Annotated in this window: 13 protein-coding genes; 10 read left to right on the top strand and 3 right to left on the bottom strand. The window is 51.9% G+C overall.

The window, feature by feature from the left end:
* Nucleotides 1–221 precede the first annotated feature (221 nt).
* Complete coding sequence (locus tag A3842_RS09100) at nt 222–821, top strand: hypothetical protein (protein ID WP_074101141.1); 600 nt, start codon at nt 222–224, stop codon at nt 819–821.
* Here A3842_RS09100 and A3842_RS09095 read toward each other — a convergent pair whose 3' ends face one another.
* Nucleotides 822–1,355, bottom strand: a complete 534-nt coding sequence (locus A3842_RS09095; protein WP_256701618.1) for an NAD(+) diphosphatase — start codon at nt 1,353–1,355, stop codon at nt 822–824.
* A gap of 680 nt (nt 1,356–2,035) precedes the next feature.
* On the opposite strand from A3842_RS09095, the gene A3842_RS09090 reads away from it, so the two are divergent.
* A complete protein-coding gene (locus tag A3842_RS09090; protein ID WP_074101140.1) occupies nt 2,036–2,773 on the top strand; it encodes a glycerophosphodiester phosphodiesterase in 738 nt (245 codons plus the stop codon).
* A gap of 2 nt (nt 2,774–2,775) precedes the next feature.
* Nucleotides 2,776–4,032, top strand: a complete 1,257-nt coding sequence (locus tag A3842_RS09085) for an SLC45 family MFS transporter (protein WP_074101139.1) — start codon at nt 2,776–2,778, stop codon at nt 4,030–4,032.
* A 31-nt stretch (nt 4,033–4,063) separates the two neighbouring features.
* Here A3842_RS09085 and A3842_RS09080 read toward each other — a convergent pair whose 3' ends face one another.
* Nucleotides 4,064–4,975 carry a GGDEF domain-containing protein gene (locus tag A3842_RS09080; protein WP_074083186.1) on the bottom strand — a complete coding sequence of 304 codons (912 nt, stop codon included), beginning with the start codon at nt 4,973–4,975 and terminating at the stop codon, nt 4,064–4,066.
* Nucleotides 4,976–5,236: 261 nt separating this feature from the next.
* The gene (locus tag A3842_RS09075) at nt 5,237–5,824 is read right to left on the bottom strand and encodes a histidine phosphatase family protein (protein ID WP_074101138.1); all 588 of its coding nucleotides are present in this window, start codon (nt 5,822–5,824) and stop codon (nt 5,237–5,239) included.
* A 226-nt stretch (nt 5,825–6,050) separates the two neighbouring features.
* On the opposite strand from A3842_RS09075, the gene A3842_RS09070 reads away from it, so the two are divergent.
* The 7 genes from A3842_RS09070 (at nt 6,051) to A3842_RS09035 (ending at nt 14,405) form a co-directional block, all read left to right on the top strand.
* Entirely contained in the window at nt 6,051–7,205 is a 1,155-nt protein-coding gene (locus tag A3842_RS09070) for a phosphodiester glycosidase family protein (protein WP_074083184.1), read from the top strand.
* A 232-nt stretch (nt 7,206–7,437) separates the two neighbouring features.
* Nucleotides 7,438–9,060 (top strand): spore germination protein, encoded by a 1,623-nt coding sequence (locus A3842_RS09065; protein WP_074083333.1) that lies wholly within the window; start codon nt 7,438–7,440, stop codon nt 9,058–9,060.
* Nucleotides 9,057–10,160 (top strand): GerAB/ArcD/ProY family transporter, encoded by a 1,104-nt coding sequence (locus A3842_RS09060; protein ID WP_074083183.1) that lies wholly within the window; start codon nt 9,057–9,059, stop codon nt 10,158–10,160. The genes A3842_RS09065 and A3842_RS09060 overlap by 4 nt, the downstream gene beginning before the upstream one ends.
* Nucleotides 10,157–11,389 (top strand): Ger(x)C family spore germination protein, encoded by a 1,233-nt coding sequence (locus tag A3842_RS09055; protein WP_074101137.1) that lies wholly within the window; start codon nt 10,157–10,159, stop codon nt 11,387–11,389. Before A3842_RS09060 ends, A3842_RS09055 begins: the two co-directional genes overlap by 4 nt.
* Before the next feature lie 253 nt (nt 11,390–11,642).
* Complete coding sequence (locus A3842_RS09045; RefSeq protein ID WP_074083180.1) at nt 11,643–12,740, top strand: GerAB/ArcD/ProY family transporter; 1,098 nt, start codon at nt 11,643–11,645, stop codon at nt 12,738–12,740.
* Between the two features lie 151 nt (nt 12,741–12,891).
* Complete coding sequence (locus A3842_RS09040) at nt 12,892–13,848, top strand: helix-turn-helix transcriptional regulator (protein ID WP_074101136.1); 957 nt, start codon at nt 12,892–12,894, stop codon at nt 13,846–13,848.
* 101 nt (nt 13,849–13,949) lie between these two features.
* The gene (locus A3842_RS09035; protein WP_074083178.1) at nt 13,950–14,405 is read left to right on the top strand and encodes an SRPBCC domain-containing protein; all 456 of its coding nucleotides are present in this window, start codon (nt 13,950–13,952) and stop codon (nt 14,403–14,405) included.
* The last annotated feature ends 159 nt before the right edge of the window (nt 14,406–14,564 follow it).

Here is a 14,564-nt window from a genome sequence, read left to right as displayed (position 1 = left end):
TAGAAAAATAATATAGTATCCGCAGAAGCACAGTCTATGTATTTGTTCACGGCCCTTGAGCATATCTATTACTATTGGAGACATACGCTTCCGAAGTAAGTTTTGCACGAAGAGAATTCACAGGAGTAACGCTCACAAAACTTGGCATACGCTTCCAAAGAAGTTTTACACGAAGAGGATTCACAGGAGTAACGCTCACAAAACTTTTAGGAGGCGGCCTAATGCTCTATTTCCTGATGTACATGTTCGCCGTATTGGGTATTTCATTGCTGCTCACAGCAGCAGTGCTGCAAATCAAACGATCTCACCCGTCGTCCACCCGGAACATGTCGGCCTATGGCTTAGCATCCTTCAACTACAAATTTCCCGAGCAATATATCACCCCGGATAAATCCCATATCATCGCTCTGGATGAAGAAGGTAAACACATGGCGGTCGGCATCTATGATCCCTTCAGCCCGGAAGGCACAGTACCAGCGATGTTCCTGTACGAGCATATTCTGGGATCGGAAATTGTAGAAAATGCACTAACACTCGCCAAAGTCAGCAAAACCAGCCGCATTACGACCAGTGCGGTCAGACGGACTCCGGGCATAGTCGCCCATTCAAGCACAATCGAAACCACTCCTGGTGCTGAAACTGCCGAAGAAATCAGTGAACTCACTCTAAAAATCTATCTCGACAGCGCGGATACTCCGGTGCTTTCCATTCCGTTCCTTCCGGGACCGTCCCCGGCCAAAAAATCCGATTCCGCATACTCCCAAGCCTTCTCTGAGGCTCAACAGGTTCATGAAATGCTCCGCGGCATTGTGTCGGCTTGACTACCGGGCTGCCGGTGTGAAGCTCTCCAGGGTCCGGCCCTTGGTTAGCTTATCCAAGATATTCAGCAAAAAACGCTCCGCGAGGCTGCCCTTCAATATGGCATCGGCGGCCTCCTCCAGCGGGAACCACTGGGCGTGGTCCAGCTCCGCGCTCATTCCGCTCAAATCCTCCGTATCCGCAATACTAATGAAATTGAGCATCAATGTACTGGAAGGGGCAAAATATTCGCTGCGCATATATTCATATGCGATGATGTCCAGCCCTGCCTCCTCTTTCACCTCACGGATCAGCGTTTCTTCCGCGTTCTCGCCTTTGTTCACATAACCTGCCAGCAGGATGAAGACGGGACGGTTATACTGCTGAATCAGCAGTATTTTGTCCAGCCCCCGGTTTAGAACTGCCGTACTCATTGCTGTACTAAAGAGCGGGAACCGAAACACCCCGCAAGCCTCGCAAAAAGGAACCTCTCCCTCCCCGTTGCATTCCTTCATCCCCAGCTCTGTTCCGCATTCCACACAATATTTCACAGCCATCTCTTCTTTCTATGATTATTATGATTACATAATCGAACTTAAGATTCGTCACACAGAATAATGATTACAGGCGGAACCAGGTGGAATTTCTCCACTTTAACCCTTAGCAACCAGCTATCCAGAACCCTCAAGTGGCATGTATCCACTTACATTGATGAAAACTGCCCAAATCCACCGTTTATTCTTGATTTAGGTTCACTCTTTCCACCTATTTCTGATTTTCACACCTATATTGCTGAATTAGTGTACCTTTTTCCACTTCATTCCTTAGGACAACGGGTCAGACTGCTCATTGTGGAATCTTTCTCTGTCCATCCTGAGACCGCCCCTTCCGGCTTATAGAACATAAAGTTTATTTTAAGCCATTCCAATAGAACACACCATGCAAAAAATGTCCTTTGACCCGTAACAACGCGGGCAGCAGGCATGCTGATGATACTCGGGCATGGTTCAAGTGCTCCATTCTCATGATATTTTCCAAAAAATCAGCTTCATTAATTCAGCCTTACTACTTGTTTCTGTTCCATTAACGTCATCCCAATGTTAAAATTTCCAAATCAGCGCCCTTTCGCTACCCGGGGACAGGGTTTCATGCTGTAATGTGGAATATGAAATAAGGAAGCCCGCACCTGCAGCGGCAGAAGTATACCAACACTAATGAGACGGAGGAACTGAACGACATGAACAAGACGATTAATTTTGCACACCGTGGTGCATCCGCGGTCTGCCCGGAGAATACGATGGCGGCTTTCCGCAAAGGACTGGAGCTGGGTGCAACCGGCATCGAAACCGATGTACAGATGACCTTGGACGGAGGCCTGGTCCTCATTCATGACGAGGATCTAAGCCGTACTACGAACCGCAGCGGATTGGTGAAGGATAAAACTTTGAGTGAAGTACTGGAGGCAGACGCTGGTTCATGGTTTGGAGCTGCATTCGCAGGGGAACGTATTCCCGCTCTTGAAGAGCTGCTGGATTTGGTGCATGGACGTGACACAATCCTCAATATTGAGCTGAAAAACGGCATGTTCCTCTACCCCGGCATGGAGGAAAAGGTCATTGCCGCCGTGCGGGAATACGGCATGAGTGAGCGCGTGGTGCTGTCCAGCTTCAACCACTATTCTCTTGCGTACTGCAAGTCGCTGGCACCCGATATCCGCACGGGTATTTTGTATGGAGAAGGCTTATACCGGCCTTGGGATTATGCGGCTTCCCTGCAGGCGGATGCGCTGCATGCCTATCACTTTGCTGTACTGCCTGAGTTTGTTGCGGAGGCGTCGGAGCATGGAATTGTCTATCATCCATGGACTGTAAATGATCCGGAGCGGATGAAGTATCTGATCGATGCCGGTGTCGCGGGGATTATTACCGATGTTCCCGATGTCCTCGCAGGACTGATGGCGTCCAAGGGAGTGTGACCGTGAAAAAAGTCTGGCTGCTTGGCTTCGGTTTCTTCAGCATCAGCATCACATGGAGCTTATACAACGCGTTTGTCCCTTTTTTCCTGGAGAAATATGTGCATAGCGTCGCCCTGATCAGCTTCATGATGACCATCGATAACTATTTTGCGCTGTTTCTGCAGCCGTGGATCGGTAACCGCAGTGACCGGACGACGTCCCGTTTCGGGCGGAGAATGCCCTATTTGATGATCGGCATGCCGCTGGCTGCCGTGCTGACCATGCTGATTCCGTTCCACACCGGACTGTTCACTCTCCTGCTGTTCATGATGATGATGAATCTGGCCATGAGCCTGTATCGTTCGCCGACCGTCGCGCTGATGCCGGATATTACGCCGGAGCCTCAGCGCACCAAGGCCAACGGGCTGATCAACTTCATGGGCGGAGTAGGGTCCATTCTGGCTTTTGGCGCAGGGTCCTTTCTCTATGATGTAAGCCCTGTGCTGCCATTTGTGGTGGCCAGTCTGATCACGCTGATGTGTCTGTACATCGTGTCGAGGTTTATTCGGGAGGATCGGGATGGGGTCATTGGACCCGCAGTGAATGCCGCGGCCATTCCAGGCGCTGAGCGTAATTCCCAAGTGACAGGCAGAAGCGGCCCTATGGACAGGCCAGCACGCATCTCCCTCACCAAACAGCTGGACCGGACAACGTTCTGGCTGCTGGCGGCGATTTTTTTCTGGTTCGTGGCTTATCAGGGGGTCGAGACTTTGTTTACCTTGTATGGCAAACATCATCTGGGGCTTAGTGAGCAAACCGCTTCGTTCTCGCTCACGTTCTTTTCGCTTGCTTTTGTGATCTTTGCGATTCCCAGCGGCTGGCTGGGCGGACGGTTCGGGAAGAAAAACATCATTATTCTGGGTGTATGCGGACTGATGGCGGTATTTGCTCTCGTGGGGTTTGCGGAAAATGTGCTACTGCTGCGTGGTCTGCTGCTGCTGGGCGGGATGTTCTGGGCTTGTATCAATATCAATTCCTATCCCTATGTGGTCGCTACAGGAGACGAAGAGAGTATCGGCACGCGGACGGGAATCTACTATTTGGTCTCATCACTCGCCGCCATTACATCTCCGCCCCTGCTGGGGCTGCTGATTGATCTTACGGATTACTCCATCTTGTTCTATGCTGCCACCGTTAGTATGGCATTCGCCCTGGTGTGCCTGCTGATGATGAAGGGGCGTGTAAAAGCAGTGAACGCTGTTCGCTCTAATCAAGCGTAATCAGAAAACAAACCCGGCAGGTAACACCAGCTTACGCCCGCATGGAGCTTCGCTTATGATCAAGCCCATTGGGACTGGTTACACCGCTGTGGAGCAGGCTCACCGATTGGCCAGCCGGTTTGGCAGGGTTGGTATTCTCTTCCTTATACACGGAGTAGCGGCCACTCCCGAGCTGCTTGGCATTATACATGGCCGAATCGGCCTCTTTTAGCAGCTTCTGGCGGTCGATCTTCCCATGGCTCATGGTGATGCCGATGCTGGCTGAAACAAACAGCTCATGTTTCTCCAGTCTATAATTCCGGGTCGTCTTCTCCAGAATCCGTAACGCCAGCTGCTCCGCTTCTTTGCGGCCGCAGCGCTTGGCGATAATCACAAATTCATCCCCGCCGATGCGGAAAATATGCCGTTTGCCTTTGCTTGAGAATTGGCTCAGTGTGGTACCGACCGCCTGAAGCAGTAAATCGCCCACATGATGCCCCAGCGTATCGTTGATGGATTTGAAACGGTTGAGATCCAGAAACAGTACCGCGAGCTGTTCATTAGGTTTGCAATGATCCCAGAAGTGATCCATGCCGTTCTTGTTCAGGAGACTGGTCAATGAATCGCGGTAAGCCAGTTCCTTCAGCTGTTCCCGCTCAGCAAGCAGCATACGCAGCCGGGAGAACAGGTAGAGCATTCCCGTCAGCGTCAGAACATACAGTGTAAGCGGAAGAACGAATCCGTCTTTACCGGAAGCGAATCCAGCGCCCTGGAGGGACTTCAAGCCCAGCAGGTGCATGGCGCTCATTCCGGCACCCGCAATAAAGATTATTAAGACCGCGCGGACTGCGCGGTTTTTTTGATTTCTGCCGCTGAATTTCCGGGACAGATAGAACATGCTATAGACAGACAATGCTGCTATGAGCACCGAGGATACGGCCAGCATATAATTTCGGGCTTCCATGGTCCAATTGCACTCCTTTTGCATGTGAATAATTTCGCACTTTGAAGCTTTACAGTACAATAATACACTGAAGATGAACGGAACACCACCATGAATCATTCTGAAATAAAGCAGGCGATATGCATGATATATTTATTATCGGCAGGAAGAACTTCTTCCTGCATGGGATCATTTGGAAGCCTGTGCTGCAGACTGGCGCATTAAAAAATCCGTCCCCGACAGGACGGATCGACAGGACGGGTGCCCCCGCAGGATCAACTACTATGACCGCTCAGCATCAATATGCGAAACACAGTTGTACAACGCACAAGTCCAACCGTTGCCGTCCTTGACGACATGAGTGATCGAGGTGTTCTTTAGCAGTACGGTTACATCAAGTCCGGGAACCAGTCTTCTCAGCGTGCTGCGCAAAATAGCACCGTGGCTGACCACGAGGATCTTGTTGCCGGGATGCCGTGCCGCAATGTCTTCGATGGCCCTGCTGCCTCTCTCCTGGCCGGACTCGTCGCTCTCCAGCTCCATATCGATGCTCTTCCATTCGCTGCCCCACCGCTCCACTCGTTCGTCCTCTGTAGTGCCCTCAATCAGACCGCCGTTCATCTCCCGAATGCCCGGGACCAGCCCTGTGACCGGAATACCGAGCCGCTCCGAGATCACCTCTGCTGTCTGCACCGCTCTGAGCAGGTCGCTTGAATAGAGGTAATCCCACTCTTCTCCGCGAAGACGCTCAGCTATGGCCGCTGCCTGGCGGAGCCCTTCCTCATCGAGCGGATTATCGGTATGACCCTGAATCCGGCCTTCTTTATTCCACAGTGTGCTGCCATGCCGAATCAAGCCAATAGTTGTCATTATGCTTACCGCCTTTATTCAATATGAATGGTCGAATGCCATCTGTAGATTATAAACCATCGCTCCGGCAGATGCATATTTGCTCCCCCAGAATATGGTAGGTAACATTGAATATAGCGAGTGGAAATAATTGACGGAACCGCTACCCGGATATATGATATTATGGGTCTGTTTACCACATTCCAGCATCCGTACCCTATAATTCAAAAGGAGATTACTGTTTACAATGAAAAAGTTGTCCGTTCTATCGCTCGCTCTCATCTTCATGCTCTCTGCACTAACCTCTGTACCCGCCAGCGCTGCCGCTGCTGCGGCGCCCAAAACCACCATCTATGTCGACAAGGATAACCACTCCTACATCCCGCTGCGGTTCCTGAACGGTTTTGCCGGTATTCAGGCAGGAGTCGGCGGCCAAACCGGGAAGCAAATTACCGTTTCTAGAGACGGGAACTCCGTAGTTCTGGCATCCGGCCAGACAGCAGCCTCTGTTAATGGCAAGTCCGTTACGCTGAGTGAGCGGCCTTTCAGCAGTAATGGGACAACCTATGTGCCTTTGTCCCTCATCAGCCAAACCCTGGGTATTCAGCTGGCGTGGAGCAAAACCGCCGCTTCCCTTACATTAGCTGCAGGCGATGACACTGCCACGCTGCCTGTATTATCCGGCGCGCTGATTTCAGCAGGCTCTCCGGCAGTCGTAAGTTCTAAACACACTTACAAGGTAGGCGGCAGATCCTTTACCGTACAAATGGTAACCGTGTCCCTGCTGCATCCTGCTCTCAAACTCGATGTTGTCCTTGCGGGCAACACCATAGGCAGAACAGAAGCGCTAGGCAGCATTGCCAAGCGCAGCGGAGCAGTTGCCGCTATTAACGGCACGTATTTTAATGCCTATACAGACGGGGCCTACAAAGTTCCTTATGGATATATTATCAGCGGCGGGAAAATGCTCAAGAACAGCCCGGCAGACAAGCGGACCGTATTCGCTTATGACAACAACCTTCTGGCAGAGCTGATCCCGGGCAGCGAATTCATGGATCACTTTAATTCTGGAGCTGTTACAGGTGCGATCCAGGCCGGTCCAAGGTTGCTTATAGATGGCAAAGTGGCCCTGAATGTGGCCGGGGAAGGCTTCCGGGATCCAAAAATATTAACGGGCGGCGGCTCCCGCAGCGCACTGGGACTGACCAAAGACCATAAGCTGATTCTGCTGACCTCCGGCGGGGCAACCATCCCCCAGCTGGCCCATATCATGAAGCAGGCTGGGGCATACCAGGCGATGAATCTGGATGGCGGCGCCTCCAGCGGCCTATATTATGGCGGCAAATATTTGACTACCCCAGGACGGCTGATCAGCAATGCGCTGGTGGTCAAAACCAGATAATGACTGCCGGTAATCCGGATTCGTAGTTCTTTTCATCCCACAAACCTCCAGGCAACCGGCTTTGCCAATATCTTCAGACAAAAGCTCCGTTCACAGCCATTTCGGCTATGGACGGAGCTTTTGTTGTATGCAAGCCTTAGAGACCATTCTCTCATGCAGGCAGAATAAGGAATTGAAGACCGGGGATAATAACGCCAAAGAATCCAGATTCCAGCAGAACCGAGGTGTTATGATGGCAAACAAACAGAAGCCGGCCCGCAAGAATGCCAGTGTTCCCTCAGAGAACTCCGTGCCTGCCCCGCTTCCTCTTGATCCTTCACTCGAGGTGAACTTGCAGGAGCTTGGCAAGCGGATCGGCCAAAGCTCGGATGTCGTCTTCCGCAGATTCACCAACGAGTCTTTAAGCTCACTAGCGCTGGCTTTTGTATATATTGACGGCCTGGTTAACGCCGACGTGGTCAATCAGACTGTGCTTCAGCCCTTGCTGGAAACGGTCACACTAAAGAGCGAATCCATCACCGCCACAGATGCCTTCAGGATGATCAAGGATCAAATCCTGCCCATTGGGGGCGTCAAAGAAGGTAAAACGCTGGAAGCGCTCCTGTCCATGCTCTTCGATGGCTATACTCTAATTCTGTTCGATGGACTCCAGATGGCACTGGCCGCCGATACTTCGGGCTGGGAGAAACGCAGCGTCAATGAGCCGACCTCGCAGGGCGTCATCCGTGGTCCCAAGGAGGGCTTCACCGAAAGCCTGCGGACAGGCACCTCCATGCTGCGGCGCAGACTCAAAACCTCTGATCTGCGTATCGAAGAGTATAAAATCGGCCAGCGCACCCAGACCGGAGTAGCTCTGGTCTATCTGGATGGCATCGCAAGTGAGCAGGTGCTGAAAGAAGTCCGCCGCCGCCTGAATGCAATCCATACAGACAGCATTCTGGAGAGCAACTATATTGAAGAGTTCATCCAGGACGGCGGCCTGACACCCTTTCCGACCATCCAGAACACGGAGCGTCCGGACGCGATGGCCGGAGGCATTCTGGAAGGGCAAATCGGAATCATCATTGACGGCACACCTTTTGCACTTCTTGCACCATCTACGTTTTTCAACTTTTTCCAGTCCAGTGAGGACTACTATCAGCGTTATGATATTTCTTCCTTTCTGCGGCTGATCCGCTATGGGGCTTTTTTTGTATCCATGCTGCTGCCGGCGCTCTATATTGCCGTTACCACCTTTCATCAGGAAATGCTTCCGACCACCCTGCTGGTCAGCCTCGCCGCCCAGCGGGAAGGGGTCCCGCTGCCGGCGCTGGCGGAGGCGCTGCTTATGGAGCTGACCTTCGATGTGCTGCGCGAAGCCGGGGTACGCATGCCGCGCACCATCGGCCCGGCGATATCCATTGTCGGCGCACTGGTGCTGGGGCAGGCTGCCGTTCAGGCCGGACTCGTCTCCGCCGCTATGGTTATTGTGGTTTCTTTTACGGCGATCTCCAACTTTGTGATTCCTTCACTGGCCATCGCTAACTCCATCCGGCTCATCCGTTTTGTGATGATGTTTATCGCCGCGACACTGGGACTCTTTGGCATCATGTCCTTTCTGATGGTACTGCTGATTCACATGGCCGGATTACGCTCGTTTGGTGTGCCGTACCTGTCACCAGTTGCACCGATGGTTCCTCGTTATCTTAAGGATATCTTAATCCGTGTTCCTCTCTGGAGCATGACGATGCGCCCCAAGACCAACCTTGGCAAGGAAACACGCAGACAAGGCCCGGATCAGAAGCCTAAGCCGGCGGAAGGCAAGAATAGCCAAGAGTCCGGGCAGCCCAAACCACAAGGGGAGGACCCCGCATGAATGGAAAAGTCGGCACTACTCAGGCAGCCATGCTGATTGTCAATACAATTCTGCCAACAGCCACCGTCGTACTGCCTGTGATCATCAGTAACTATGCGGAACAGGATGCGCCGCTGGCCATTTTGCTGTCCACTTTCTTCGGTCTCCTTATCGCAGCCCTGGTCGGCAGTACCGTCAGCCGCATCAACGGCGCTCCATTTCTCACATGGGTCGGCGAGAAAAGCTCGCCTGTTATCGGTACGGTCCTTGGCCTCTTGATGCTGCAGTTTTACCTGGATAATACCTCGACCATACTGCGTGAATTCGTCAATTTCCTGAAGGACAACGTGCTGGTCAATACGCCAATTTCGATATTGTGCACACTGATCCTGCTCATTACTATCTATATGGTAAGACAAGGACTGGAGGCCATTGCACGGGTAAACAGTCTTGTGATATTGCTCTTTGTATTTTTCGTGCCGCTGTATCTGTTCGGACTGTCCAATGAAATGAATGTGCACCAGTTGTTACCCATGTTTGATCATTCTCTGGCCGAGCTGACGCTCGCCAGTATTACTCCAACCACATGGATGTCCGAGGTTGCGGTGCTGCTGTTCCTTGCACCATATCTGAAAGATCCGAAGCGGGCCCGGATCATAGGCTGGAGTGGCCTGATTGTTGTTGCCTTAATCATGATGTTTTCTTTGATTACAACGCTCATGGTCTTTGGCCCTGATTTTATCAAACTCAGTACTTATCCCGGATTCACAGCAGCCAGTATTGTACATCTCGGAAGATTTATCGAGAAGCTCGATATTCTTTTTATTTCCTACTGGGTGATGTCCATTTACCTGAAGTTTTCAATCTTCCTGTTTGCTACCGTAGAGTGCTTTAAGCAAACCTTCAGGGTAGGCAGCAGCCGGCCGTTCATCGGTGCCCTGGGTCTGCTCATCCTGCTCGAGTGTCTGTATACCTGGCAGAGCACAGAGAAATTAAACCTCTATAACAAGGAAGGACGATTTCTCGTCTTCTTCCTCTTCAATGTACTCGTTCCTTTGGGGGCGATTGGACTGGACCGGTTCAAGAAGGGCAAACCTAAACAGAAAGGATGGGAAACTTGAATATTCACAAAAAAATTCTCATTCCCCTCCTGTGCCTTCCCCTCTTATCCACTCTGCTGACCGGCTGCTGGGATGCCCGGGAACTGAGTGAGCTTGGCATTACATCCGGGTCTGCATATGACTGGGAGAATAACCAGTGGAAGGCCACCTACCAGGTCATCAACCCCTCGTCAGGATCCAGCGGTATGGGGGGCAGTACAGGCGGAAGCACCAGCTCGCCTCCGTTTGTGACTTTTACAGTCAAGGGTAGGACGATTATGGAAGCGATTGAAAAAACCAACCTGACAAGCACACGTGAAATGTTCTTCTCCCATTCACGGATTACCGTGCTGGGAGAAAGTGTCGCCAGACATGGTATTAACCAATTAATTGATATGTTCCTGCGCAAGCAGGATGCCCGGGAAACCGTCTATGTATTTATTACCAAGGGAGAAGCCGGCAATATTCTGGATCAGCTCATGCAGTTGTCCAAAAACCAGGGGGCTGGCGTCCAGCTGATGATCGAACAGGAATCCCGGCTGATCTCCTATTACCCAGGCGTACAGATGTTCGAACTGGCAATGGCCTTATCCTCCGAATCAGGCAGCGCTGTCCTTCCGGAGATCCTGCTTACCGGGACGGAGATTATGGACGAAACGACAGAAACCGGACGTACTGATCTCAAGACCCGGCTGGCCCTGGGGAGGCTGGGTGTGCTGAAGGGAGATCAGCTGATGGGCTGGTTAAGTCAAAAGCAAGCATTCGGCTTGTCCTTCATGACAGACAAGATTAAGACAGCGACCATAGCCTTCTCTTCGAAGCCCAAATCCGGCGACAAGCCGGATGCCTCTTATATCCTCCAAAAATCCAAAACCATCGTCCATCCCAAGTGGGAGCAGGACCATTACGTGATAGATATAGATATCAAAGGGAGCGGTGTATTATCCGAAGTTGGCAGCGTTATGGATTTGAACGATCGAACTTCGATTACAGAAATGGAACATTCTATTGAACAGCAGGTGCTGGAGCTGGTGAACAATTCCTGGAAGGAGATCAGAACGCTGGGGGCCGATGTTACAGGCTTCGCGGTCAGAATACACCGAAGTGACCGCAAACGCTTCAAGCAGATCAAGAAGGCCAAGAACTGGGACAGCACGTTCCAGGAGATTGAAATCCGGCCCCATGTTTCGATGAAAATTGAGCGGACAGGGCTCAGCAATAAATCCTTCGAATCTGTTCACGAGAAATAAAGGAGCATATCTATGAATATAGCTGTAATTCTGGGGCTCTATGTCCTCGTGTTCTGGCGGGGATGCACCATGCTGAAGGGAAAGAGGCGTAAGCTGAATAGGCTGTGGTACGGCTGTATATTGATTTACTGTGCCTATGTTAATATTAGCGGCTTTACCAGAACTCCGCATCTAAGTGTGTCTAGCCTGTATATAGCTTTCTTTCAGCCGGCGGGCAGAGCAATGATCAAATGGTTAGGAGGTTGATTCCGTCATGCAAAAAAAGGAACAGGTGTCTGCCCTGCAAATCTCGTTCATGATCATGCTGTTTGAGATCGGCAGCACGCCACTGTTTCTGCTTGGCGGCAAGGCCAAGCAGGACTCCTGGCTCGCTATGTGTACCGGCTCGATGGCCGGCTTTATTCTGCTTATGCTTCTGATGTGGATTCAGCAAAGTTCGCTGGGCACAGACCTTATCGGCATGCTTAAGATCCATTTCGGACGTTACGCAGGTTCTGTGATTGGCGGAATTTACAGCCTGTATTTCGCTTACCAGTCGATGCGCAATGTCCGTGACCTGGGGGAACTGACGGCGCTTACCATGCTGCCAAGATCACCGATGTCCATTACGATGCTGATTTTTGTCGGGATTTCCATTTACGCTATTTGGAAAGGGGCCGAGGTTGTCTTCCGCCTGCCGGAGGTCCTGCTGCCGATGGTGCTGTTCTTCTATGCCTTGCTTGTTCTGTTGTTCGGGATCATGGGTTCCCTGGATTTCAACCGTCTAGGCCCGGTCTTCGAGAACGGATTTAAGCCGATTGCTGACGCCGCACTGCCGGACATTGTCTCCTTCCCCTTCGGGCAGATGATTGTATTCCTGATGCTATGGTCCTTATGGGACAAGCCGGGGGTTCCCGTAAAAAACACTGTGGTGGCCTATCTCCTGATCAGTATATTCCTGATTTTCATGAACGCACTGAATGTAGCTGTCCTCGGGCCCACGGTCGCAGGAATCAGCCAGCTTCCCTTTTTAAAATCGGTACGCACCTTGTCCAGTCTGAAATTCATCGAACGCCTCGATATTCTGGTTACCGTCCAGCTCTTCGTTGGCCTGCTGATCAAGATGATGCTGTTCTTCTTCTGTTCTGTGAAGGCAGTAGCGGAGCTGACCGGAAAACCGGCTAAATGGTGGGTATTCCCCGTAGGCGCGGTTATTTATGGCGCTTCTTTCCTGGAGAGGGACTACACGCAGCACATTGCTATCGGCCTGGGACCAAGTCTGAGGATCGATCCAGTGTTCCAGGTGGCAATCCCTCTGCTGCTGGCCCTTTCCATCCTGCTGCGCAGCAGATTTGCGCGTTCTTCATCTTAGAATGTCGCAGCAGTGCAGACACTGGTAGTGATTCGTCCGGTCCTGTATCAGATCATTATCCGGTAGGTCATTGTGCCAGTTGGACGGCGGGCTGTTCTACAGGTACACTGGCTATAATGAATAAGCCAATGTACAAGGAGGTTCCGGACTCATGTCCAAAGCCGATTACATGTTGTCCATTCTATGGATGCTGCAGCAGCGCAAGAGAACTGCTGCAGAGCTGGCCGAAGAGCTGGAGCTGAGTGTCCGCTCGGTCTACCGTTATATTGACGCCCTCTGCGCCAGCGGTGTCCCCGTAATCGCAGATGCCGGTCCGGGAGGCGGTTATAGTCTCCCGGAGCACTTCAGCTCAGCTCCGCTGTTCTTCGACGCCGGGGAACGGCGGGCGCTTGTCCAGGCCTCATCCTTCGCACGGGGAAGCGGATATCCTTATGAGCAGGCGCTGGATGGAGCGATTGCCAAGCTTAAGCGTTACAGCAATGCCGAACAGCTGTCGCACATGGAGCGCCACGAGAGCGGTCTGGAGACACTCCATTCACCGGCAGCTCCGCTTGCGCAGCTGCTGGAAGAGCTTGAGATTTGTACAGCGGACAGGCTGATGCTGGAGATGGATTACCGCAAGGGCAACGGGTCTCCCCCTTCCTCCCGCAGTATTGATCCCTACGGACTGGTGCTGTGGAAAGGCCAATGGTACCTGACCGGCTTCTGCCATAAGCGTCAGGAAATCCGCAGCTTCCGGGTAGACCGGATCACGGGCCTGCGGAGGACGGGGGAAACCTTTCTCCGCCCCGCCAGCTTCTCGGCGCGTGAGTTCCTGCTTCAGAGCCTTCTGCCCGGATATAACGATCCGGCAAAACTGACTGCAGTTGTCATAACAGCCGCAGAAGGGGTACTAAATGATCTTTGCAGCCATTGGCTGTTCGGTCATACGCTGGAGCAGCGCAGTGCAGATACAGCGAAATTCCTGCTGGATGAAGTCACCCTGTACAGCTACGCTCCTTACTTTCTGCTGCCTTATGGTAAAGCGCTGACTATCCTTGAGCCTGCAGCTCTGAAGCAGAAGCTCGCCGCGGTGACCGCGGATCTTGCGGCATATTATTCTGCATAATGTCTTTCTTAGGATCACTGACCATATCTGTCAGTGATCCTTATGTATAGTGGAGACAGGACCAGGGTTTAAGAATATCCTTTCAAGGAGGAACAATTGAAATGAACGAATTGAAATATGAATTTTATATTGCCGGCACCCCGGCTCAGGTGTGGGACACACTGGTTTCGCCGGGGCAGGTCAAGCAAATCTATTACGGCAGCGTAATCCGCTCCAGCTTCAAGCCAGGAGAACTGCTGGAATACGTGGGTCCCGGAGACGGGGGTGACGAGACAGTACATGTATACGGAACGGTGCTGGAATACGTCCCGGAGAAGACCTTAAGCTTTACTCACAAGGTTGGCCCCTCCTATCTCAAGGACCGGGAAAACTACGAATCCCGTATCTCCTGGCAGCTGGAAGCGGTAGGCGGCTGCACCCGGCTGACATTAATTCACGATGAATGGCATCCGGACGACCCTTCTTATGCAGCCAGCGACAGCGCGTGGTGGCATATTCTGAGCAATATCAAAACCCTGGCCGAGACCGGCCACACTCTGGATTTTGGCAGCTTTTAGTAGCATCCCGAACTAACCTCTCACTTTCCGAACGGTGCATATGGACAACTTCACCCCGGCAGCCGAATTAAGGTTTTCTACCTTAGATTCGGCTGTTTCCCGTTTCGGCGGCTGAATCAAAAGAAATGGAATTATGCGTTATTTATTTTTCCCTAGGGA

It is taken from the genome of Paenibacillus sp. P3E (genome assembly GCF_001909045.1).
Classification (GTDB): Bacteria; Bacillota; Bacilli; order Paenibacillales; family Paenibacillaceae; genus Paenibacillus_AQ; species Paenibacillus_AQ helianthi.
The sequence above is the reverse complement of the archived record's forward strand: the minus strand, read 5'-3'. Positions and strand labels throughout refer to the sequence as shown.